This window comes from Mesorhizobium sp. B2-4-13 (assembly GCF_006658535.1).
GTDB classification, from domain to species: Bacteria; Pseudomonadota; Alphaproteobacteria; order Rhizobiales; family Rhizobiaceae; genus Mesorhizobium; species Mesorhizobium australicum.
On the sequence record NZ_VFVB01000009.1, the window covers coordinates 28530 to 51124 of the forward strand.

17 protein-coding genes are annotated in these 22595 nt (G+C 64.7%); 6 read left to right on the forward strand and 11 right to left on the reverse strand.

Annotated features, from left to right (window positions below; translation table 11 throughout):
* The first annotated feature begins 73 nt into the window (after positions 1-73).
* Complete coding sequence (locus FJ936_RS22850; RefSeq protein ID WP_140719413.1) at positions 74-919, forward strand: fumarylacetoacetate hydrolase family protein; 846 nt, start codon at positions 74-76, stop codon at positions 917-919.
* Between the two features lie 263 nt (positions 920-1182).
* Here the strand turns inward: FJ936_RS22850 and FJ936_RS22855 are convergent, their stop codons facing one another.
* From FJ936_RS22855 to FJ936_RS22880, 6 genes are all read right to left on the reverse strand, one after another.
* The gene (locus tag FJ936_RS22855) at positions 1183-2181 is read right to left on the reverse strand and encodes an ABC transporter ATP-binding protein (RefSeq protein WP_141907022.1); all 999 of its coding nucleotides are present in this window, start codon (positions 2179-2181) and stop codon (positions 1183-1185) included.
* A 67-nt stretch (positions 2182-2248) separates the two neighbouring features.
* The gene (locus FJ936_RS22860) at positions 2249-3310 is read right to left on the reverse strand and encodes a Gfo/Idh/MocA family oxidoreductase (RefSeq protein WP_141907023.1); all 1062 of its coding nucleotides are present in this window, start codon (positions 3308-3310) and stop codon (positions 2249-2251) included.
* Positions 3307-4146: a carbohydrate ABC transporter permease gene (locus tag FJ936_RS22865; protein ID WP_140660275.1), complete on the reverse strand. Its 840-nt coding sequence runs from the start codon at positions 4144-4146 to the stop codon at positions 3307-3309. The genes FJ936_RS22860 and FJ936_RS22865 overlap by 4 nt, the downstream gene beginning before the upstream one ends.
* A 10-nt stretch (positions 4147-4156) precedes the next feature.
* On the reverse strand, positions 4157-5086 hold the full coding sequence (locus FJ936_RS22870; protein ID WP_141907024.1) for a sugar ABC transporter permease: 930 nt from the start codon (positions 5084-5086) through the stop codon (positions 4157-4159).
* Between the two features lie 232 nt (positions 5087-5318).
* A complete protein-coding gene (locus tag FJ936_RS22875) occupies positions 5319-6578 on the reverse strand; it encodes an ABC transporter substrate-binding protein (RefSeq protein ID WP_015314652.1) in 1260 nt (419 codons plus the stop codon).
* Between the two features lie 159 nt (positions 6579-6737).
* Positions 6738-7646, reverse strand: coding sequence for an N-acetylmuramic acid 6-phosphate etherase (locus FJ936_RS22880; protein WP_141907025.1), 909 nt, complete (start codon positions 7644-7646; stop codon positions 6738-6740).
* 199 nt (positions 7647-7845) lie between these two features.
* Here FJ936_RS22880 and FJ936_RS22885 point away from each other — a divergent pair, with 199 nt between their 5' ends.
* From FJ936_RS22885 to FJ936_RS22905, 5 genes are read left to right on the forward strand one after another with little or no spacing between them, the layout of a single operon-like run.
* The gene (locus FJ936_RS22885; RefSeq protein WP_141907026.1) at positions 7846-8727 is read left to right on the forward strand and encodes an N-acetylglucosamine kinase; all 882 of its coding nucleotides are present in this window, start codon (positions 7846-7848) and stop codon (positions 8725-8727) included.
* Positions 8724-9506, forward strand: a complete 783-nt coding sequence (locus FJ936_RS22890; protein ID WP_140792349.1) for a GntR family transcriptional regulator — start codon at positions 8724-8726, stop codon at positions 9504-9506. Before FJ936_RS22885 ends, FJ936_RS22890 begins: the two co-directional genes overlap by 4 nt.
* Positions 9503-10537 (forward strand): SIS domain-containing protein, encoded by a 1035-nt coding sequence (locus FJ936_RS22895; RefSeq protein ID WP_140660278.1) that lies wholly within the window; start codon positions 9503-9505, stop codon positions 10535-10537. Before FJ936_RS22890 ends, FJ936_RS22895 begins: the two co-directional genes overlap by 4 nt.
* Positions 10534-11706, forward strand: coding sequence for an N-acetylglucosamine-6-phosphate deacetylase (gene nagA, locus FJ936_RS22900; RefSeq protein ID WP_140792351.1), 1173 nt, complete (start codon positions 10534-10536; stop codon positions 11704-11706). The genes FJ936_RS22895 and nagA overlap by 4 nt, the downstream gene beginning before the upstream one ends.
* Before the next feature lie 10 nt (positions 11707-11716).
* Positions 11717-12829, forward strand: coding sequence for an NAD(P)/FAD-dependent oxidoreductase (locus FJ936_RS22905; protein ID WP_141907027.1), 1113 nt, complete (start codon positions 11717-11719; stop codon positions 12827-12829).
* A 33-nt stretch (positions 12830-12862) separates the two neighbouring features.
* On the opposite strand, the gene FJ936_RS22910 is transcribed toward FJ936_RS22905, so the two are convergent.
* The 5 genes from FJ936_RS22910 to FJ936_RS22930 all read right to left on the reverse strand — a co-directional run bounded on the left by FJ936_RS22910 (position 12863) and on the right by FJ936_RS22930 (position 22513).
* A complete protein-coding gene (locus FJ936_RS22910) occupies positions 12863-14389 on the reverse strand; it encodes a malonyl-CoA synthase (protein WP_141907028.1) in 1527 nt (508 codons plus the stop codon).
* A 154-nt stretch (positions 14390-14543) separates the two neighbouring features.
* Entirely contained in the window at positions 14544-15281 is a 738-nt protein-coding gene (locus tag FJ936_RS22915; protein ID WP_015314660.1) for a GntR family transcriptional regulator, read from the reverse strand.
* A gap of 369 nt (positions 15282-15650) precedes the next feature.
* Positions 15651-16328, reverse strand: coding sequence for a ribulose-phosphate 3-epimerase (rpe, locus tag FJ936_RS22920; RefSeq protein ID WP_015314661.1), 678 nt, complete (start codon positions 16326-16328; stop codon positions 15651-15653).
* A 220-nt stretch (positions 16329-16548) separates the two neighbouring features.
* Positions 16549-20289 carry a hypothetical protein gene (locus FJ936_RS22925; RefSeq protein ID WP_141907029.1) on the reverse strand — a complete coding sequence of 1247 codons (3741 nt, stop codon included), beginning with the start codon at positions 20287-20289 and terminating at the stop codon, positions 16549-16551.
* A gap of 10 nt (positions 20290-20299) precedes the next feature.
* Positions 20300-22513, reverse strand: coding sequence for a hypothetical protein (locus tag FJ936_RS22930; RefSeq protein WP_181763162.1), 2214 nt, complete (start codon positions 22511-22513; stop codon positions 20300-20302).
* Positions 22514-22595: the final 82 nt, after the last annotated feature.

Genomic DNA, 22595 nt, shown 5'->3' on the forward strand with positions numbered 1-22595 from the left:
CCGGTTCCAGAGGACGGCCGCCCCGGCGGAGAGTTTGTAGAACGGCCACGAGGCCGCAATCAGGAGAAGATGCATGAAACTGCTGCGCTATGGCGAGGTGGGAAGCGAACGTCCCGGCCTGCTTGATGCGGATGGAACGATCCGCGATCTCTCCGCCCATGTCGCCGATATTGCCGGCACGACACTTCATCCGGCCTCGCTGGACATGCTTTCGAAGCTCGATGCGAAGTCGCTGCCGGCGGTTTCCGGCAAGCCGCGCCTCGGCGCCTGCGTCGCCGGCACGGGCAAGTTCATTTGCATCGGCCTCAACTATTCCGACCATGCCGCCGAGACCGGGGCCACCGTGCCGCCGGAACCGATCATCTTCATGAAGGCAAGCTCGGCCATCGTCGGCCCGGACGACGACGTGCTGATCCCGCGCGGCTCCGAGAAGACCGACTGGGAAGTCGAGCTCGGCGTGGTTATCGGCAAAACCGCCAAATATGTCAGCGAAGCCGACGCGCTCGACCATGTCGCCGGCTATTGCGTCTCCCATGACGTGTCCGAACGCGCCTTCCAGGCCGAGCGCCAGGGCCAGTGGACCAAGGGCAAGAGCTGCGACACGTTCGGCCCGACCGGACCGTGGCTGGTGACCAAGGACGAAGTATCAGACCCGCAGAACCTGAAGATGTGGCTGACGGTCAACGGCAAGACGATGCAGAACGGCTCGACCAAGACCATGGTCTATGGCGTTGCCTATCTCGTTTCCTACCTCAGCCAGTTCATGTCGCTGCACCCCGGCGACATTATTTCGACCGGCACCCCGCCCGGCGTCGGCCTAGGCATGAAGCCGCCGGTGTTCTTGAAGGCCGGCGATGTCGTGGAGTTGGGGATCGAGGGATTGGGTCAGCAGAAGCAGACGTTCAAGGCCGATTTGTAAGCGTTCCCTCCTTATGGTGCTCCGGAAAGGAGAGAAGACGGTTTCGCGCCTTTCCTCTCCCCCGTCGATCGGGGGAGAGGTGTCGAGCGAAGCTCGACGGAGTGGGGGGTCGACTGCTCGGCGAGAGACTAAGCACTCGCTGGGGTTGCGCCTGCTTTTCAGCGACCGCGCTTGGAAGAAGCGCTTTCCCCCACTCCGTCGCCGCTTCGCGGCGCCACCTCTCCCCCCTCCGGAGGGAGAGGAAAGAAGACGCGCCGACGTATCTACTTCATCGTCTTCCCATCCGGCCCAAATCGATACGTCTTGGCCGGATCCGGCGTTGCGTAAAGCGTCGTTCCCGGCTCCGCGTCGTACACCCCGAAAATCCGCACGGTGATCAGGCCGGCCTTCTCGCAATCCAGATAGAGATTGGTGTCGGCGCCGAGATGTTCGGCGTGGACGACCGTGCCCTTCCAGGCGCCGGACTTCGGATCGACCGTCAGGTGCTCCGGCCGCACGCCGATGGTCCTGGCTGTCTCGCCGAGCCGGGCGCCGTCGACGAAATTCATCTTCGGCGAGCCGATGAAGCCGGCGACGAACTCGTTTGCCGGCGAATTGTAGAGCTCCATCGGGCCGCCGATCTGCTCGATTTTTCCGGCATTGAGCACCACGATCTTGTCGGCCAGCGTCATCGCCTCGACCTGGTCGTGGGTGACGTAGATCATCGTCGCCTTCAGCCGGCGATGTAGCTGCGCGATCTCCAGCCGCGTGTTGACGCGCAGCGCCGCGTCGAGGTTCGACAGCGGTTCGTCGAACAGGAACAGTTTCGGCTCGCGCACCACGGCGCGGCCGATGGCGACGCGCTGGCGCTGGCCGCCGGAAAGTTCCGCAGGTCGTCTTTCGAGATAGGGCTCCAGCGACAGCATGGACGAGGCGATGCCGATGCGGCGGTCGATTTCCGCCGCCGGCGTGTTCGCCTGCTTGAGGCCGAGGCCCATATTGTTCTTCACCGTCAGATGCGGATAGAGCGCATAGGTCTGAAACACCATGGCGATGCCGCGTTTCGCCGGCGGGGTGACCGAGACATCCTCGCCATCGATCAGCACCCGGCCCGAGGTCGAATCCTCCAGACCGGCGATGACCCGGAGCAATGTCGACTTGCCGCAACCCGAAGGGCCGACAAAGACGACGAACTCGCCATCCGTCACTTCGAGGTCGATGCCCTTCAGCACCTCGACCGGCCCAAAGGCCTTTTTCACGTTCTCGATCTTCAGCGAGCCCACGGCAGTCCTCCAAATTGATGAGTAGGCGCCAAGCGGGCGCCGTAAGGCGCGGACGACGACAGCCTGATCACAGTCGCACCGCCTTTCCGCCGCGCACGCTCTCGTCGGCGGCAAGGCAGACGGCGAGCGACCGCACGGCGTCGTCCATATGTCTGGTGAGATCGATATCCTCGCGGATCGCCTTGAGGACAAATGCCTGTTCGAGATCGCAGAGATCCTGATGGCCGGGTTCGCCTTCCATCGACAACATCTCGTCCGCCTTTAGGAACTTGCCGTCCGTGCCGGTCGCGGCGCTGTGCAGGCGGATGGTCGAGGTCTTGGTGTGGGTGTCGATGTCGTCGGACTTCACGCCCTCCTTCATGACGATCGACACGCAGCCCTTGGGCGAAATCACGTCCTTCACGAAGAAGGCGGTTTCCGAAATCATCGGGCCCCAGCCGGCCTCGTACCAGCCGACCGAACCGTCATCGAACAGCACCTGCAGATGGCCATAATTGTACATGGAGGGCGCGACTTCCTCGGTCAGCCGCACGCCCATCCCGCGCACCTCGACCGGCTTGGCATCGGTGATCTGCAGCATGACGTCGAGATAATGCACGCCGCAATCGACGATCGGCGATGTCGTCTGCATCAGCTGCTTGTGCGTCTCCCAGGTATGGCCCGAGGATTGCTGGTTGAGGTTCATGCGGAACACGTAGGGACCGCCGAGCTTGCGCGCTTCGGCGATCAACCGGATCCAGGACGGGTGGTGGCGCAGGATATAGCCGATCACCAGCTTTCGGCCGTTGGCCTTGGCTGCCGCGACGACACGCCTGGCGTCGGCCACCGTCGTTGCCAGCGGCTTTTCGACGAAGACATGGCAGCCGGCCTCGAACGCTTTCACCGCATAATCGGCATGGCTGTCGGAATAGGTGGCGATGCAGGCGACGTCGGGCTTTTCGTCGCGCAGGGCGTCATCGAACGAACGCCTGATGCCATAGCCGGACAGCCCCCCAGGCAAAGGCACGTCGGAGCGGTTGACCAGCGCGGCGATCTGAAAACCTGGATTGGTGTGATAGGCCAGCGCATGGCTGCGGCCCATATTGCCTAGGCCGGCGACGACAACGCGAAGGGGTCTTTCTGAACTCACTTGACGGCTCCGGAAGTAATGCCGCGGATCAGTTGCCGCGAGAAGATGACGTAGAGGATCAGCACCGGCAGGATCGCCAGCGACAGTGCTGCCAGAATGGCGTTCCAGTTGGTGACGAACTGGCCGAGGAAAAGCTGGGCGCCGAGCGTCACCGTCTTGGTCTCTTCCGACGGCGCCAGGATCAGCGGGAACCACAGATCGTTCCAGATCGGGATCATGGTGAAGACGGCGACGGTTGCCATCGACGGCCGCACCAGCGGCACGACCAGGCGGAAGAAGATGGTGTATTCCGACAGGCCGTCGATGCGGCCGGCGTTCTTCAGATCGTCGGACACCTGCTTCATGAATTCGGACAGGATGAAGACGGCGAGCGGCAGGCCTTGCGCGGTGTAGACCAGGATCAGCGCCGTCAGCGTGTTGACCAGCCCGCTCGCCACCATCAACTGCAGAATGGCGACGGTGGCGAGCCGGATCGGGATCATGATGCCGAGCGCCAAATACAGCCCCATCATCGTGTTGCCGCGAAAGCGATATTCCGACAGCGCGAACGCAGCCATGGCGCCGAACAGAAGCACGAAGAACAGCGAGCCGACGGTGACGACGAGACTGTTCTGGAAATAGTGGATGAAGTCGCCCTGGCCGATCACCGTGGTGTAGCCGATCAGGTCGAAGGTCTTTGGCGTCGGCGGCGTCAGCGGCGCGCCGAAGATGCCGGCACGGGACTTGAACGAATTCATGATGACCAGGATCACCGGAAACAGCGCGATCGCCGTGTAGGTCAAAAGGATCGCGTGGGCGCCGATGGTGCGGGGCAATGAACGGGTGGCGATGCTCATCTCCGTCCCCTCAGAACTGGTAGCGACGCAGGCGCGTCTGGATAAGGAAGAGGTAGACGCAGACACCGCCCAGGATGATCAGGAACATGATCGTGGCGATGGTCGCGCCCATGTTGGGATCGCCGACCTGCAGCTGGAAGCCGAAGAAGGCGCGATAGAGGAAAGTGCCGAGAATATCGGTCGAATAGTTCGGCCCGGCGAGCGCGCCTTGCGCGGTGTAGATCAGGTCGAAGGCGTTGAAATTGCCGACGAAGGTGAGGATCGAGATGATGCCGATCGACGGCAGGATCAGCGGCAGCTTGATCTTCCAGAACTGCGACAGGCCGGTGATGCCATCGCATTCGGCCGCCTCGATCACCTCTTCGGGGATCGACAGCAGCGCGGCATAGATCAGCATCATCGGAATGCCGATGAACTGCCACACCGAGATCAGGCTGAGCGCGGTCAGCGCATACTGCTCCTTGCCGAGCCAGGGCGTGAACAGGCTTTTCAGGCCGACGAAGTCGAGCAGATGCGGCGCCACGCCCCATAGCGGCGACAGGATCAGCTTCCAGGCAAAGCCGACGATGACGAAGGACAGGATGGTCGGCACGAAGATCGCGGTGCGGTAGAAGGCGGCGAACCGCAGCCTGGGGCTGGAGAGAATTGCCGCCAACAGCACGCCGACCGGGTTCTGCACCACCATGTGGATGATGAAGAACCAGACATTGTTGCGCAACGCATTCCAGAAATTGACCGACCAGTTGGGATCGCCGAACAGGGTGCGGAAATTGTCCAGGCCGACGAAGATCTGGGACTGGTCGACATTGCGGAACAGCGAGAGCTGCAGCGTGCCGGCGAGCGGCAGGATCATGATCGCCGTATAGACGAGCACCGCCGGCGCCAGGAAGACGGCGATATGCCAGCGGAATGGTCTTTTGGGTCGTGTTTGTGCGGCCATGAGTTCGGTCCCCGCCGTCTCTCGGTTCCAGACGATGTGATGCTAGATGATGCCTCGATGCATGGCCCAACCTTGCCCGGCGCGGCAAGACAAAGGCCTGCGACTGATCAGCCAGCCTTCCCCAACAACAGCAAGGGTAAGGCCGTGAGGCAGAGCCGACAATCGCAATATGAAGACAGGATAATCCGGAACCGGCCGGGCATGCGCCCAGCCGGCTCCGCTGCCTGAGCTCTTACTTGGCCGGCTTATACCAGCTGTCGAGACCGGTCTGCAGCTTCTTGGCCGCGGCTTCGGGCGTATCGGTGCCGTTGATGACGTTGGCCGATTCAACCCAGGTCTCGTTTTCGAGGTTCGGCGTACCGCGCGACAGGATCTGGTAGGTCGAGCGGATCGTCGACTTGCACTTGCCGCGCCAGGAGACGAATTCCTGCGCCAGCGGGTCTTCCATCTTCACCGGCGAGGAGTTCAGGCTGAAGAAGCCCGGCAGCGCGTTGGCGTAGATGGTGGCGAAGTCAGGCGAAGCCACCCAGGACAGGAAGGTCTTGGCCGCGTCCGCGTGCTTGGAGGCTGCGTTCAGGCCCATGCCGATATCGGTATGGTCGGAGATGTAGCAGGTGTCGCCGGCCTTCTCGACCGGCGGCGGGAAGGCGCCCATCTTGAACTGGGCCTGGGTGTTGAACAGGCCAATTTCCCACGAGCCGGCCGGGTAGATGGCGGCGCGGCCGAGCGTGAACAGGTTCTGGCTGTCCGGATAGGTCTGGGCCTCGAAGCCGTCGCCCAGGTAAGGCTTCCACTTGGCCAGTTCCTCATACGGCGCGACCCAGTCCTTGTCGGTCAGCTTCTGATCGCCCTTGATCAGCGCCTTGCGGCCGTCCTCGCCCTTCCAGTAGTTGGGGCCGATGTTCTGATAGCCCATGGTCGCGGCTTCCCAGAGGTCCTTGGTGCCCATCGCCATCGGGATATAGGTGCCGTCGGCCTTGATCTTGTCGAGCGCGGCGAAGAACTCGTCACGGGTCTGGGGCACCTTGATGCCGAGCTTGTCGAAGGCGTCCTTGTTGTAGATGAAGCCGTGGATGACGGATGCCATCGGCACGCAGAAGCTCGCCTTGCCGTCATCGGTCTGCCAGGCGGACTTTGCGACCGGCGAGAAGTTTTCCATGCCGGGCAGCGCCGAGAGGTCGGCAAGGTTGCCCTTCTTGAACAGTTCGAGCGACTTGTCGAACGGGCGGCAGGTGATCAGGTCGCCCGCCGAACCGGCGGCGAGCTTGGCGCCGAGGGCGGCGTCATATTCGGTCGGGGCCGATGGGGCGAACACCACCTTGATGCCGGGGTTCTTGGCTTCGAACGCCGGGATCAGCTTGTCCTTCCAGATGGCAAGGTCGTCGCCGCGCCAGCTTTCGATGTTGAGCGTTACGTCCTCGGCGTGAGCCAACCCGGCCGAGCCGAGAATGCTGGTGCCCAGAAGCAGTGCCGTCAGTAGTTTCGTTGTCATGCTCAGTCTCCCTGTTGACCTTTTTCAGGTTCGGTTTTGATGAGAACCTAGGCTTTGGAGCCCTTGTTCCCCTCGCAAGCCCGTTTCACCCCGATGGAAATCGGGAATGAAACTGGCCTATTTCTTCGTTCGAGCACGATCTTTTCCGAAAAGCGGTTTTCACTTCTCGGGATCATGCCCCAGCGCGGAAAGGGCTGGCCGCAGCTTCTGGCCTGTCCGTTCCAGTATCTTGCGCGCCGCATCGGCGCTGTCGGCGCCGGCGGCGAGCAGAATGGCTGTCTTGACCGCGCCGCCGCTCTTCTCGAGCAGGCTGGCGGCCTCTTCCTGGCCGCGGCCGCTGACGGCGGCGACGATGCGCGCCGCCCGGTCGCGCAGCTTCATGTTATCGGCCATGAGGTTGACCATGTAACCGTCATGGACATGGCCAAGATGAACGGCGGTCAGCGTCGACAGCATGTTGAGCGCGATCTTCTGCGCCGTTCCGGCGCCCATGCGGGTCGAGCCGGCGATCACTTCCGGCGGTGTCTCGAGCAGGATGGCGGTGTCGGCCTGCTGGAGCAGAGCCGAACCCCTGTTGTTGGCGATGCCGATGGTGGCGGCTCCCCGGCGCCGCGCCTCCTCGATGGCGCCCACCGCATAGGGCGTCGTGCCGCTGGCGGAGAGGGCGATCAGGCAATCGCCCACGCCGACACCCGCATTGGCAACCGCCGTCGTGGCCTCCTCGGCGTCGTCCTCGGGCCCACCGGCCAGTGTCCTCAAGGCGTCGTCGCCGCCGGCGATCAGGATGGCGATGCGGTCGCGCTGGATGCCGAACGTGCCCGGCAATTCCAGCGCATCGGCCAGCGCCATCAGGCCCGAGCTGCCGGCCGCGGCATAGGCAAGCTTGCCGCCGCCGTTCAGGCGGCCGGCAATGATCTCGGCTGCCCTGGCGATGGAGGGAATGGCATTGCGGACCGCTTTGGCGGCCTCGACCTGCGCATCGGCCAGCGAAGCAAGGATGACTTCGGGAGCCTGGATATCCAGCCCCTCGGCATTCCCATGCAGCGCTTCGGTGCGCGTTTCGGCCATCCCAGTTCCTCCTATCCACAAAACAATACCAAAAAAATACCACTTGTCCACATGCATTAACGAATTCGCGGTCAGGAAATCGCTAAGCCGACGAATTGCGGAACCTTTTCAATAAAATACGGCTTAATCTTTTTGAAACGGAAATTAACTCTTGGCTATTGGTATTTTATTGGTATTATCCTGCCGGAGGAGAAATCGCGTGAAATTCGTGCTCGGTATCGATGGCGGCGGCACCAGCTGCAGGGCCGCACTGGCAACGGCGGACGGCGCTGTCGTCGGTCGCGCCAAAAGCGGCGCCGCCAACATCCGCACCGACCTCACCGGCGCCCGCTCGAACATCGTCGATGCGGCGCGGCAGGCTTTCATCGCCGCCGGGCAAGATCCGGACCTGATCCCGCAAACACCCGCCATCCTCGGCCTTGCCGGCGCCAATGTCGGCACTTACCGGCAGCAGCTCGAGGCGATCCTGCCGTTCAGCACCAGCCGCGTGGAGACCGATGCGGAGATCGCGCTCGAAGGCGCGGTCGGTTCCGGTGACGGCGCGATGGCGATCCTGGGCACCGGCACCGCCTATATGGCGCGCAAGGCTGGCAAATCGCGCGCCATCGGCGGCTGGGGATTCCAGGTCGGCGACCAGGGCAGCGGCGCCCGCATCGGCCGCGACCTGCTGGAGCAGACCCTGCTCGCGCACGATGGCGTGCGCCAGGCCTCGCCGCTGACCGACAGTATGATGGCCGTTTTCCGCAACAATCCCGAGGACGTGGTCGAGTTCACCACCAACGCCAAGCCTGGCGATTTCGGCGGCTTCGCGCCGAAAGTGTTCGAGCACGCGCAAAAAGGCGACATTGTCGCCAACTGGATCCTCGACAAGGCGGTCGCCGATGTCGAGGCCTCGCTTGGCGCGCTCGACCTCGCCGCCGGAGCACCGCTCTGCCTGCTCGGCGGGCTGGCGCCGCTCTATGCGCCGCGCCTGTCGGCGCGCTACCGCGCCCTGCTGAAGGAACCGCTCGACGATGCACTCGGCGGTGCCGTGCAGATGGCGGCACGCCTTTTCGCTGGACGCGTGGAGGCCGCGCGATGAGCGATGCCGCCGACCAGATCTTCGCCGCGCTCAAACAATCCTCGCAAAGCGGCGCGCCGCTTTACCTGCAGCTCAGGAAAAGCATCGAGGACGCCGTCAATCGCGGCCTGATCGGCCCGGGCGACGCGCTGCCTTCCGAGCGCGACATCGCCACCAAGGCCGACATTTCGCGCGTCACCGTGCGCAAGGCGGTGCAAGACCTGGTCAAGGGCGGCATATTGGTGCAGCGCCATGGCTCGGGCACCTTCGTAGCGCCGCGCATGGAGCGCGTCGAGCAGTCGCTGTCGCGGCTGACTTCCTTCACCGAAGACATGGCGCGGCGCGGCATGGCGGTGCGCTCGGCCTGGCTCGACCGCGGCCTCTACGCGCCCTCGCCCGACGAGATGATGGTGCTTGGCCTCTCGTCGAGCGAACTGGTGGCGCGCGTGGCGCGCCTGCGCATCGCCAACGACACGCCGCTGGCGATCGAACGCGCTTCGCTGTCGGCCAGCGTGCTGCCGGACCCGGCTGGAATTGGCTCCTCGCTCTACGCGGCGCTGGAATTGACCGGCAACAGGCCGGTGCGCGCGGTGCAGCGCATCTCCGCCGCCAATCTCGGCGAGGGCGATGCGCGCCTGCTCGAAGTGCCGCCGGGCATTGCCGGCCTGCATATCGAGCGTATTTCCTACCTGGCGAGCGGCAAGGTGATCGAGTTCACCCGCTCCATCTACCGGGGCGACGCCTATGATTTCGTCGCCGAACTGCGGCTGACAGGGCCGAGCGAAGAGGGCCGACCATGATTGCCAACACCACGCATATGCAGCGCGAGATCGAGGAGATCCCGCAAGCCGTCGCCCGCCTGCTCGACGGCTCCGGTGCCGTGCTGGCCGAAGCAGGGCGCGGCATCAAGGAGCGCGACCCGCATTTCGTCGTCACCGTGGCGCGAGGCTCGTCCGATCATGCCGCCACCTTCATGAAATATGCCGTCGAATTGACCGCGGGCCTTGCCGTCGCCTCGGTCGGACCGTCGATCGCCTCGATCTATGGCCGCAAGCTCCGGCTTGACGGCTCGGCCTGCCTGGCGATCTCGCAGTCGGGCAAGAGCCCCGACATTGTCGCGATGGCCGAAACCGCACGAGCCGGCGGCGCGCTGACCATTGCCGTCACCAACACCGCCGATTCGCCGCTCGCGCGCGCCTCGGACTATGCGATAGACATACTCGCCGGGCCGGAGCGCAGCGTCGCGGCAACCAAGACCTTCATCAATTCCGCCGTTGCCGGTCTTGCCCTGATGGCGCATTCGACCGGCGACGACGCGCTTCTCGCGGCCCTGGCCCGCCTGCCCGAGCATTTCGGCAAGGCGATCGCCTGCGACTGGATGAGCGTGCTGGCCGAGACGATCGAGAAGCAGAAGTCGCTGTTCATTCTCGGCCGCGGTCCGTCGGCGGCGATGGCAAACGAGGCGGCGCTGAAGTTCAAGGAGACCTGCGGCATGCATGCCGAGGCTTATAGCGCGGCCGAAGTCATGCATGGCCCGCTGGCGCTGATCGGCCCCGACTTTCCGGTGCTGGCGCTGGCCGCTCGCGACGCGTCCGAGCCCTCGGTCGCCGACGCCGCCGACAGCCTGGCGGCCAAGGGCGCGCCGGTTTTCGTCACCTCGGCGCTCGCCAATCGCGCCACGCGCCTGCCGCATGTCGCCACCGGTCACCCGCTGACCGATCCGCTGACGCTGATCGTCTCCTTCTACATGTTCGTCGAGGCCTTTGCCCGCCATCGCGGCCTCGATCCGGACGCGCCGCGCAACCTTCGCAAGGTGACGGAGACCGTATGAGCGACCGTTTTGCCCTGACCGGCGCCCGCATCTTCGACGGCGACGACTGGCACGAAGGCGCGGCCCTTGTCGTGCGCGACGGCCTCGTCGAAGCCATGCTGCCGCAAGGCGCGCTGCCCGGGGATATCCGTGCCGTCGACACCGGCGGCGGCATGCTGGTGCCGGGCTTCGTCGACATCCAGGTCAATGGCGGCGGCGGTGTGATGCTCAACGATCATCCCGATGTCGCCTCGATCGAGACCATCTGCCGCGCGCACGCGCCGTTCGGCACGACGGCGCTGCTGCCGACGCTGATCACCGACACGCCCGCAATCACGGCCGCCGCGATTGCCGCCGGCGAAGCGGCAGCGCTGCAAAAAGTGCCGGGTTTCCTCGGCCTGCATCTGGAAGGTCCGCATCTGTCGATTGCCCGCAAGGGTGCGCATGATCCGGCGCTGATCCGGCCGATGACGGACGCCGACCAGGCCATGCTGATCGCGGCGCGCCAGAAGCTGCCGGTGCTGCTCACCACGATCGCGCCGGAATCCGTCGATCCTGCCCGCGTCAAGGCCTTGGCCAAGGCCGGGATCATCGTCAGCCTCGGCCATTCCGACACTGGCCATGCCACGGCTAAAGCCTTTGCCGAAGCCGGCGCCAGCGTCGTCACGCACCTGTTCAACGCGATGAGCCAGATCGGCAACCGCGAGCCCGGGCTGGCGGGCGCCGCCATCGACATCGGCGCCTTGTCGGCGGGGCTGATCGCCGACGGCATCCATGTCCACCCCGCCACGATCAGGATCGCGCTCGACGCCAAACAGGGACCGGGCAGGATCGTGCTGGTCACCGACGCGATGGCGACGATCGGCACCGAGATGAGTTCGTTCACGCTCAACGGCCGCACCATCTACCGCAGGGATGGCAGCCTCAGGCTTGCCGACGGGACCCTGGCCGGTGCCGACCTCGACATGATCTCGGCCATCCGGTTCATGCACTGCACTGTCGGGCTCGAGCTTTCCGAAGTCTTGCGCATGGCCTCGCTCTACCCGGCCCAGGCGATCGGCCAGTCGCACCGGCTTGGCCGCTTCGCCAATGGCACGGCGGCGGACATCGTTGCACTGTCGGACAATCTTGACATAGGAAGCGTCTGGATCGGCGGCGACAAGGTGTTCGAGGCTGCCGCTCCGCGCTGAGAGCGAGGCCATGCAGACAATCGATTGTGTCGTCGCCGGAGCAGGCGTCGTCGGGCTTGCCGTCGCCAGGGCGCTTGCCTTGTCGGGCCGCGAGGTGGTGGTGATCGAAAAGGCCGACGCGATCGGCACCGTCACCAGTTCGCGCAATTCCGAAGTCATCCATGCCGGGCTCTATTATGCGCCCGGCAGCCTGAAGGCCCGGCTGTGCGTCGAAGGGCGCCGGCAGCTCTATGCATACTGCGCCGAACACACTATCGGCCATCGCCGCGCCGGCAAGCTGATCGTCGCCAGCGAACCCGGCCAGACGGACGGGCTGCGGGCGATCGAGGCCAATGCGAAACGCTGCGGGGTCGACGATCTCCAGCTTTTGACACGCGCCGAGGCCGAAAGCCTGGAGCCGGCGCTGAGATGCGCCGGCGCGCTGCTCTCGCCATCAACGGGCATTGTCGACAGCCACGCGCTGATGCTGTCGCTGCGCGGTGACGCTGAAGCCGCAGGCGTGTCCTTCGCTTTCCTCACCTGCGTTGCCGGGGCGACGATCGAAGCCGATGGGATCCGGATCGACACGCGCGACGCCAATGGCGAGACCTTCGCCGTAGAGGCCAGCGCTTTCGTCAATGCAGCCGGCCTCGATGCGCAGGCCGTGGCCAGTCGGATCGAGGGTTTCCCAAGGGATCTCATCCCCCGGCAGTGGCTGGCGCGTGGCAATTATTTCGCGCTTCCGGGGCGATCGCCGTTTTCGCGGCTGATCTATCCGGTTCCGGTCGAAGGGGGTCTTGGCGTCCACCTGACGCTCGATCTGGCCGGCAATGCGCGCTTTGGCCCCGATGTCGAATGGATCGACAGCGTGGATTACACTGTCGATCCCAGCCGAAGCGCCGTCTTCTACGAGGCGATCCGCCGCTATTGGCCCGATCTCGCGGATGGCGCCCTGCAGCCGGCCTATGCCGGCATCCGGCCGAAGCTCTCGGGCCCCGGACAGCCAGCGGCGGACTTCGTGATTCAGGGACCGGCCGATCATGGCGCGGGCCGGATTGTCAATCTGTTCGGCATCGAGAGCCCCGGTCTGACGGCGAGCCTGGCGATCGCCGACCATGTCGCCGAACTGTTGTACCCGACCTGAGCCAGCGTTCGCGCGCCGGAGCGCGACACCTGCTTAGCCGGCTTTATTTGAGACGTAGAGATCCTTGTAGCTGTCGCGCAAAAGGTTCTTCTGCACCTTGCCCATCGTGTTGCGCGGCAGGTCGTCGACGAAGATCACCCGTTTGGGATGCTTGTACTTTGCCATGCGGCCGGTGATGGCGTCGAGAATCTCGGCCGCGCTGATCCGCGACGCGGGCGAGCGCACGACGACCGCGGTGACGCCTTCGCCGAAGTCCGGATGGGCAAGGCCGATGACGGCGCTTTCCAGGACGCCGTCGAGCGCGTCGATCTCGCTTTCGAGCTCCTTCGGATAGACGTTGTAGCCGCCTGAGATGATCAGGTCCTTGCCGCGACCGACAATGTGGACATAGCCGTCGGCGTCGATCATGCCGAGGTCGCCGGTGATGAAGAAGCCGTCGGCGCGGAATTCCGCCTTGGTCTTTTCCGGCATGCGCCAGTAGCCGCCGAACACGTTCGGACCCTTGACCTCGATCATGCCGACCTCGCCCTGGGCAAGCGGCTTGCCGGAATCGGGATCGGCGATGCGCAGCGACACGCCGGGCAAGGGGAAGCCGACCGTGCCGGCACGCCGCTCGCCCTCATAGGGATTGGAGGTGTTCATGTTGGTCTCGGTCATGCCATAGCGCTCGAGGATGGCGTGGCCGGTACGCTCTCGCCAAGCCTTGTGCGTTTCGGCCAGCAGCGGCGCGGAACCAGACACGAACAGCCGGATGTTTTTCGCCGCCTCGCGATCCAGCCCGTCCTGCTGCAGCAGCCTGGTGTAGAAGGTCGGCACGCCCATCAGCGCGGTGGCGCGCGGCAGCAGCGAGACGATGCGGCCCGCGTCGAATTTCTGCTCGAACAGCATCGAGGCGCCGGCCATCAGGGTGACGTTTGTGGCGACGAACAGGCCGTGCGTGTGGAAAACCGGCAGTGCGTGGATCAGCACGTCATCCCTGGTGAAACGCCATTGCTCGACCAGCACCCGTGCGTTCGAGGCGAGATTCTCGTGGCTGAGCATGGCGCCTTTCGAACGGCCGGTCGTTCCCGACGTGTAGAGGATCGCCGCAAGGTCGTCCGCGCCGCGCTCCACATCGTGGAACTCGGAAGACTGACGCGATGCCTGGTCCGCGAGGGATCCCTGGCCACCGCGGTCGAGCGTGACCACGACGGCACCGGACGGCTCGACCATCCCACGGATGTCCGCCGACCGTGCCGGATCGCAGACGATCACCCGAGGTGCGGCATCCCCAAAGAAATAGCCGAGCTCGGCCAGCGTATAGGCGGTGTTGAGCGGCAGGAAGACGGCGCCGGCGCGCAAGCAGGCGAGATAGAGCAAAACCATCTCCGGGCTCTTCTCGACCTGCACGGCAACCCGGTCGCCGGGCGCGACATCCATTTGCAGGAGCGCATGCGCAAGCTGCGCCGACCGTGCCAGCATGTCGCCATAGGTGAGCGAGCGTCCATCATCGGTTTCCATCAACAGGCGCCCAGGCGCCGGCATCCGGGACCGGAACGCATCGAACAGATGATTGCTCATGAAATCTTCCCAGGTGACGCCGGCCGCGATCTTGGGCGGCACGCGACGAAGAGTTCGCGTTTCCCAGCCCTGCCGTCAAGGCCGCAGCCGGCTGCCCGGCGTCCACCGAAAGATTCGAGGGATGGGACGGCAGAGAGCGCCGACCAAACAGCCGTCAACGCTGGGCGCGCTTACCCGGACCGGCGGGTGCCTCGCCTTGCCTGAAGCGTTCCATGCACATGGCGGCGGTCAGCTGGTAGTGATCGATCAGGGCCTGGACGGCACCATCCGCATTGCCGTCCAGCGCATTTTCAGCAATCAGCCGGTGTTCGGCGAAATCGTCGCGCTGGATGCTCTCCCCGTCATTGGCCATTTGCCTGTAGCGGTAGGCGTGATCGGAAAGCTGGTCGCAGAAACCAACCAGCCAGTGCGACCGGCACGCCGAGATCAGCACCCGATGGAAAGTGCGATGCACTTTCTCCCACTCCGGATTGAGCGACGAGCTACTTTGCGGCGAGAGCCGTGAGGCCCGCCCCAGGCGATGCAGCGCCAGCACCAATTGTTCTTCCCATTCGGCGGTGCGGTGGGCAATGGATTCGCGCAGCGCCCGCTCCTCGAGCCAGCAGCGCGTGCGCGTCAGTTCCTCGAGTTCCGTCGCGCTGACCGGCATGATGAAAAAGCCACGCTGGTCATGGCGGCCAAGGAGACCTTCGGAGGCAAGGCGATTGAGGGCTTCACGAACCGGAGAGGCACCGGCGCCATACTTGGAAACGACCCACTCGACGCGCAGCTTGCTTTCGGTTTCAAGAGCGCCGCTGAGAAGATCATCACGCAATTGGTGATAGACCGTGCTGGCAAGCGTGCTCTTGGCTCCTGTGCCGTCGTCGTTCAGATTGGCAGCTCCGTATGTCAAAAGCGACTCCTTGTCCCCTTACTGTCGTCTTGGGCAATTCGAGTCCGAGATTCTCTCTCCGTACGCGTACCATATAGCGTGACGCTTCCGGCACTCAAGCAGAAGATCGCGCTATTGTACTTTAGGACAATGGAATATACCCAATCCGCGAGGCCGATCGCGAGAATTCGAATATTTCTACAACCAGCAGAAGTTTAACGTGTTTTGTATGCACGCAGGATCATCTGTTTCTTGTGCTCCCATGCGAGCATCTTTTCTGTCGCGCGCAAAGACAGCGGACGACTGCCCGAATCAGATCGTCGCGCAACCTGATTCGGATGTACAACGACGCCGATCCGTAGCAATTGGTGCCGGAATGACCGCGCTGTGTCAGCCGGCGGCCTTGTCGGCCGCCGCCCTGATCGCTTCGATGTTGGCGCGGTAGGCCTCGACACTGCCACCCCTGAAGATGGCAGCACCGGCCACCAGCACGTCGGCGCCGGCAGCGGTGACCAAGGGGGCGGTTTCCGGCGAGACGCCTCCGTCGATCTCGATGCGGATCGGCCGGTCACCGATCAGCGCCTTGATCCTTCTCACCTTGTCGACCATCGCCGGGATGAAAGCTTGCCCGCCGAAACCCGGATTGACGGTCATGATCAGGATCAGGTCGAGCCGGTCGAGCACATATTCGATCGCCGTTTCCGGGGTCGCCGGATTGAGCGACACGCCCGCCTTCTTGCCGAGGTTCCTGATTGTCTGCAACGAGCGGTCGAGATGCGGCCCGGCCTCGGCATGCACCGTCATGCCGTCGCAGCCGGCTTCGGCAAAGGCGGCGAGGTAGGGATCGGCTGGCGCGATCATCAGGTGGCAGTCGAAAAAGGCCTTGGTGCGATTGCGGATCGCCTTGATGACAGGCGGGCCGAAGGTGATGTTTGGCACGAAATGCCCATCCATCACGTCGAGATGGATCCAGTCGGCACCGGCCGCCGCCACCGCCTCGACCTCGTCACCGAGCTTCGAGAAATCCGATGCCAGCACCGACGGTGCGATCAAGGTTTTTTTGCTCATCTCGCGGCCTTTCCGGGCGCCCTTTTGATACGATCGCTGCGTACCGACTGCCTAAAGCGCTCCCGCGGACTTGTCGAGGGCGCCAGTACAGCGGTTCCACAGGCAGGGGGTAACGTCGCGGCGTTCCCGATCCTGTCGCCGCGAACCTTCGCTGCCTGGATCATGAAGAAAAACCCGCCGGATTGCTCCAGCGGGTTTTCGTTTGGCGTCGCGCGGGTGCCTATTGCTGCTGGAGCTTCAGCACCCTGTTTGGCACCGGGTCCTGCTGCTGGTCGATCGGCTGCCTGCGCCGCGGCAGCAATTGCAGCAACTGCCCCGGATCGATTTCCAGCGATGGCTGCCCGCGCATCGGCCGGCAGTTCGGATACCGCCCGACCATGCCTTCCGGACAGTGCCGCGTGAAGATCGGCTGGCACTGGCCGTTGACCATCTGCGAGCCCGGCGCGCATTCGCTCTCTTGCCTGGGCTTGCGGCATGCGCCGTCGACCACCTCGGTCCCACGCGGGCAGACGCATTCGCCGCGCTTGTTGTGGACCTGGCCGCGTATGTCGCACTGCTCCAACTGCGGCTGCTTGCGCCGGCAGGCATTGCCTTGCACCTCGGTACCCCTCGGGCAAACGCAATTGCCGTCGGAGTCATGGACCTGGCCACGGATGGTGCACTGGTCAGGCTTCGGCCTGATCGGCCGGCAGGCCCGGTCTCGCACCTCGGTGCCTTGCGGGCAGACGCAATCGCCATCGGCATTGCGGACCTGGCCAGGAATGCGGCACTGCTGCGGCTTTGGCCGGATCTGGCGGCAGGCCCGGTCTCGCACCTCGGTGCCTTGCGGGCAGACACAGTCCCCGTCCGCATTGTGGACCTGACCACGGATGGTGCACTGCTCGGGCTTGTCGGTCCCGACGCATTTTCCGTTCTCCAGCTCCGTGCCGCGCGGGCAAACGCAACGTCCGTCCTCGGTGCGGATCTGGCCTTCGAGCAGCACGCAGCGCGGCGGAGGTGGCAGCGGCAGAAGGTTGGTGCATTGCCCGTTGCGGAAGGTGGTGCCTTCCGGGCAGACGCAGCGGCCGGCATCGTTCATGACGAAGCCCGGCGAGCACTGGTTCTTCACCTCATGCGTGATGATGAAGGGATGGCACGCATAGGCCCTGCCGCGATCGCCCTGCACGTTGGTCGCGTCGTTGGACAGCACGTCGCCGCCGCCCTGCACCCGTGTGTCGGGAGAGAGCACGCCAACGCAGTTCCGGCCATTGACGTTACCCTGCAGGTTGGCAAGACGCCCATCGTCGGGGATGACCACTGTCACACGGTGCGAGCGGCTTTCGCCGGCGCCGAGCGTCAGGTTGGCGATGCAGGAGGCCGGCAAGGTCGTCGGTTCCGGCGAACAGCCGAAGGGCGGCTCGATCGAAGTGATCGCGACGCCTTCCAGCCGGCCAAGCCCATCGACGCCGATCGCGTCGCCGATGCGGACCGGGCCCGAGAAGGGGCTCGTTCCGTCATTGGTGATGGTAATGTCGAACGAGCAGGGCTGGCCCAGCCTGCATTCGCGGTCGCCGGTCTTCTCGACACGGATGGTCGAGGAGCCGCCGCCCTTGGCGCAGGCCTGGCCGATCGGGTAGACGACGTCGTCGCCCTGCGCCGGCCCATAGGAGCCGCGCGCGCAGTTCTCGAATTCGCCATTGGCCGAAACCGTCACGTCGAAGTGCCTGGAGGTTCCGGGCGTCATGACGGCGCCTGGTATCTGGCACGACAACGCATTGGCCGGAACCGGTCCGCATGCCCATTCCGCGCCGTCAGGGGCTACGGTCTGGATCTGGACAGGCGCTCCGCCCGACACCAGCGTGGCGGCATCGTTGACCCGCACCGGACCGGTGGGAGCAGCCGTGCCGACATTGGCGACGGTGATGCGGCAGGACACCAGCGCCGCGCCGGCCAGCGAACCGTTGCACACCTTGGTGATGCGCAAGGCCGGCTGGCCGCTGTTGGGACGGCGGACGCGTTCCTTGGCGCAGGCCTTGTTGTTGGTGAGATCGACCTCACCGGGGATGGCCTTCACCTCGGCGCAGTTCTCGACCGTGTCGGACCGGTAGCCGGTTGGCATGACCGCCTTGACGAAGACCGGCGTCGAGGCCCCCGCGGGCAGCGAGATGCCGGCATTGTCGCAGCGGAACTGGCCGGGGCCGTTGGGGCCGCATGTCCAGGGCGGGCTCGGGCCGAAGGTGGAGGACGCCGGCGCGCCGCCGGGGTAGTTGTCGATCACCGTCAGCGGCCCATTGTAGGTCGATGTGCCGTTGTTGATGATGTCGATGATGAAGGTGCAGACGCCGTCGGCGGTGCAGACTTCGGTGCGGGCACGCTTCTTGAGAATCAGGTCGACCTTCTTCTCGACCGGCGGCTGGCAATCCGGATTGCGGTCGCCGCGCCGGCAGATCGGGATCGACGCGCAGCCCCGGTCATTGGCCTGGCTGCCGAACAGCGGCTTGCCGCTGGCGCCGTAATTGTAGGTGGCGCAGTTGCGCAGCACGCTGCCTTGCCAGCCTCCGGCCGGCTTGAAGCCGAGCTTGAGGTCGACAAAGGCTCCCGGAGCGAGCGTGGTCCCCGGGTAGGTGCACGTCATCGGGGTGGTTCCCGGCGCGCAGATCCAGGGCGGATTGGGCCCTGAACTCAGCGTCGAGCCGGCCGGCAGCGTCACCTCGTCGAGCACGATCTTACCGTTGTAAGGCGCTGTGCCGACATTGGTGACCCGGATGGTGAAGTCGCAGCCGCCGCCCATCGTGCAGCGTGTGACGTCGGCATGCTTTTCGACCTTGAGGTCCGGTTCCTTATCCCTGGGTGGGCACCTCTGGTCACGCGGGATGACGATGTCGATGGTTTGCGTGCAGCACAGGCCCCAGCCCTCCTTCGGTCCGGCATAGGTCTCGATACCGGTGACGATGAGGTGGATGACGTCGCCGGGTGACGCGCCGACGATCTTCCAGTTGAGCACGCCGCCGCCCGCCGGCACCTTCTGGGTGTCAGGGATGATGCTGATGCCTGGCGAGGTCGTCGACACCTGCACCCATTTGCCGCCCATCTCCGGGCCGACAGGCATGTGGTAGATGAAGGCGCCACCGCCGGGCACGCAGTCGACCGTGCCGCGTTCGACCTTGAAACACTCATGGTCGGTTGGAGGTGGAGGTTGCTTGTCGCATTTGGTGAGGTCGATCCGGATCGAGGTCTTTTCCCCGGTCGCGATGTTGCCGTCGTCCGGCTTGCCCGGATCCTGCGACGGGATGATGGTGCCCGCGCCGGTGCCGCCGGTGACCTTGATCGTGCCCTGGTTGTCGACGTTGACCGGCGCTGGAAACGCGGCGTGGTCGATCTTGGCGGTGATGCGGAAGGTGATGACGCGTTCGTTCAGTGCGCCCGAGCCATCGAGATCGCTGGCGGAAATCCGGAAATCGGAAACCGTTGCCGTGTCGTTGGGGCCGGCCGAATTGCTTACGACAGCGCCCGGCAAGGCCCCACCCGATGCATCGGTGCCGTCGCCGGAGACGGTCACATTGACGATCGAAAGACCGTGCGGAAGCTGGTCCTTGAAGTCGAGCTTGGCTTTCTTCAGCGCCGCCTCGAGGGCAGGATTGGCAAAGCCTTGCGGATTGCCGCGCAGTCCGAAGGTCAAGGTATAGTAGACATAGTCGCAACTGCGCTGGCCACCGGTCTTGGTGAAGAACGGCACGACACGTCCGGGTTCCGGGTTGATGATGCGCGGATTGTCGAGCTGCAGCGGCTGTACATCCTGGCTGGTGACAGCCTGGACGGTCTGGGCGGCGGATGCCGGCAGTGCGGGCGCAAGGGCGACCGCGATCCCGGCCGCCATCAGCCAGCGCGCGCCGCGCCTGGCGAGTGACAGGGGTTTCATGATCGTCTCCATGACGGTTTTTGGGGATTTGGCCGCGAGCGGGGATGGGGCAAGACTGTTCATCTTTGCCTCCTCAACGTTCGCAGCTGACGGCTGGGGTCCGGAGCGGCAAGGTCATCTTGCAGCAAGGGTAGTAGCCACCCTTGTCCTTGTCGGACTTCCTGTAGAAGCAGAGTCCAACATCCACTCTGTCGCCCGGATAGTGGCCGGTGATGTCGATCGTGTAAGGCTTGCCCGGCGCATGTGACATAGGTGAGGTCACCGCGACGCCTGGCGTCCTGGATTGGGCCTTGATCGAATCACCGCCGAAGCCGGCATGGTCATGGAGATAGAGATCGGCCTCGAGACCGCGCGGCGTGCAGTAATACTGCACGTTCTCGACATCGAGACAGGGAGGCAGATTGCCCGGCGGCGGGAAATCCGGCGGGTAGAAGGGGGGCTCATAACCGCCCGGTATTTCCTGATAATAGCCGGCACGGCCCTCGCAGGGATGCCAGACGGCGACGTCGCCGACATGGCCTTCCACTTCGGGATCCTCGAAATAGCCGTCGAAATCGACGAACCAGGAGCCGAAGGGCGGCACGTTGGCCGGCTTGACCAGCTCCTTGGACGTGATCTGCACGCCGTGCACCGCAAGCGGCCCGCCCGCGGCGAGCTTTTCGGCGAACTCGGGGTTGTCGCGCAATTTGTCGCCTGTGTTGACCAAGGTCTGGGTGCAGACCGAGGTGTCGAGATTGCCGTCGGCATCGTAGCCATATTGCAGGTCGACGCCGCCGGCCGACTGCCTGTTGCCTTGCGGGAAGCCGACGGCATATTCCTGCGGCGCTTCCACCCAGACCGATTCCGTCGAGGGATCGTCGGGATTTTCCCTGAAGTAGCGGATGACCTCGCCCTTGCCGGAATCGGCGAAGCGGCTGTAATCATAGCGGTTTTCGATCGGGCCGCGCTGGGCGAGATACATGAAGCCGCTGTTGTCGAAGGCGATGTCGGTGACGGCGTAGTCCTTGTCGGCCTTCACAGTCAGTTCCCAGCGGGGATCGCCGGCGAAGGTGCCGTCGCGGGCAATGCCCACCGACCAGATTTCCGACTTTTCGCCAACCGAATAATAGAGCCGGCCGCCATGATAGGAGACGGCCCAGACGCGGCGCTCGTCCTCGGTGTAGCCCCAGCTGTCGGGGTCCTCGGTGTCGAAGGCCGCGCCCTGTACGTCCATCACCGCGCCATCGTCGGCGACCGGGGCCAGCCCATGCGCCGGCCGGCCGGCGACGCCATGGTCGAACGTGTCGACCAGTCTGCCGCCGGCGTCGATGCGATGGATCAGGCCGGTGTCGAGATCGGAGGCAAAGAACTGCCGGTGGGCGGGATCGAAGGTGATATTGCCGATGCCGGGTCCGCTGTTGGTGTCGATGTCGGCGAATTTGGCGACCTGGCCGGTGATGCCGTCGATCTTCCAGATGGTGCCCGGCCCGCCGCCGTTTTCGGTGCCGAACTGGCCCTTCATGAAGGTGGCGCCCGCCGTGCCGCGGCGCTGCCGCTCCGGCCTGCCGTCCTTGTCTGCGTCCGGCGTGACGATCTCAATCCCATGCAGCGAGGTGGCGGCGGCATAGAGGTTGGGAACGCCAGACGGCATACCGTCGCGCACGCCGTCATCATAGGTGAGGCCGAACACCTCGCCGATCTGGCCTGCCGTCACCTCGAAAGGCGGCGGCGTGAAGACGAGCTGGCCCGAAGCCGGACCACCCAGGCGTGAAACGTCGAAGACGCGCAAGGTGGCGCGCGAGATGTCGTTGAAGGTCTCGTCGACCGGATCGACGCCGGGCGGCAGTCCCTCGTCGACATTGGGGATGACGGTGCCGGGAAAGCCGGTGACCGCCATCGAGCCTGGATAGATGATCTGGGTTTCCTGCGCTTGGGCGGGGGCGCCCAGCCACAGGCTGGCGGCAAGCGCCAGAGCCAGCAGGCCGGCGGCCTGCAATGCACCGCGCAAGCGGTTGTCGAACTCAAGAAAAGGCACGAACGCGCCGCGGATGCGAGACATGACACTACCCCCGTAGTCCAGGGGAGAGACGTCCGGACTTGCCGCGCAAATCAGGGCAAGGCGCGGTGGTCCGGCTCGTTCTTCCCTGATCGAATTGTCTGCTTTCCTCATAGTGACGATACGCCTGCTCCTGCGCAGGGTCAACGGAATCAGCGGGAAGCCCAGCGCATCGACCCCGTCCCGAAGGCGGTGGTCGCGCCGAGCTCCTGTTGGTCCCGGAGACCATGGAGTCTCTGGGTTGCTGGTCATGGGGGGCTTCCTTTCCGGGGCCGCACCATGCGGCACCTGGACATCAGTCGCGGGCCGGCGCGGAAAGGTTCATGGAAGCGTT

Coding starts and splice junctions, on each gene's coding strand:
- FJ936_RS22870 (WP_141907024.1), bottom strand. CDS start 5,086: ATGGCCGCACAAACACGACCCAAAAGACCATTCCGCTGGCATATCGCC.
- rpe (WP_015314661.1), bottom strand. CDS start 16,328: ATGAGCAAAAAAACCTTGATCGCACCGTCGGTGCTGGCATCGGATTTC.
- FJ936_RS22910 (WP_141907028.1), bottom strand. CDS start 14,389: ATGAGCAATCATCTGTTCGATGCGTTCCGGTCCCGGATGCCGGCGCCT.
- nagA (WP_140792351.1), top strand. CDS start 10,534: ATGAGCGACCGTTTTGCCCTGACCGGCGCCCGCATCTTCGACGGCGAC.
- FJ936_RS22930 (WP_181763162.1), bottom strand. CDS start 22,513: ATGACCAGCAACCCAGAGACTCCATGGTCTCCGGGACCAACAGGAGCT.
- FJ936_RS22925 (WP_141907029.1), bottom strand. CDS start 20,289: ATGAACAGTCTTGCCCCATCCCCGCTCGCGGCCAAATCCCCAAAAACC.
- FJ936_RS22890 (WP_140792349.1), top strand. CDS start 8,724: ATGAGCGATGCCGCCGACCAGATCTTCGCCGCGCTCAAACAATCCTCG.
- FJ936_RS22895 (WP_140660278.1), top strand. CDS start 9,503: ATGATTGCCAACACCACGCATATGCAGCGCGAGATCGAGGAGATCCCG.
- FJ936_RS22905 (WP_141907027.1), top strand. CDS start 11,717: ATGCAGACAATCGATTGTGTCGTCGCCGGAGCAGGCGTCGTCGGGCTT.
- FJ936_RS22875 (WP_015314652.1), bottom strand. CDS start 6,578: ATGACAACGAAACTACTGACGGCACTGCTTCTGGGCACCAGCATTCTC.
- FJ936_RS22865 (WP_140660275.1), bottom strand. CDS start 4,146: ATGAGCATCGCCACCCGTTCATTGCCCCGCACCATCGGCGCCCACGCG.
- FJ936_RS22850 (WP_140719413.1), top strand. CDS start 74: ATGAAACTGCTGCGCTATGGCGAGGTGGGAAGCGAACGTCCCGGCCTG.
- FJ936_RS22880 (WP_141907025.1), bottom strand. CDS start 7,646: ATGGCCGAAACGCGCACCGAAGCGCTGCATGGGAATGCCGAGGGGCTG.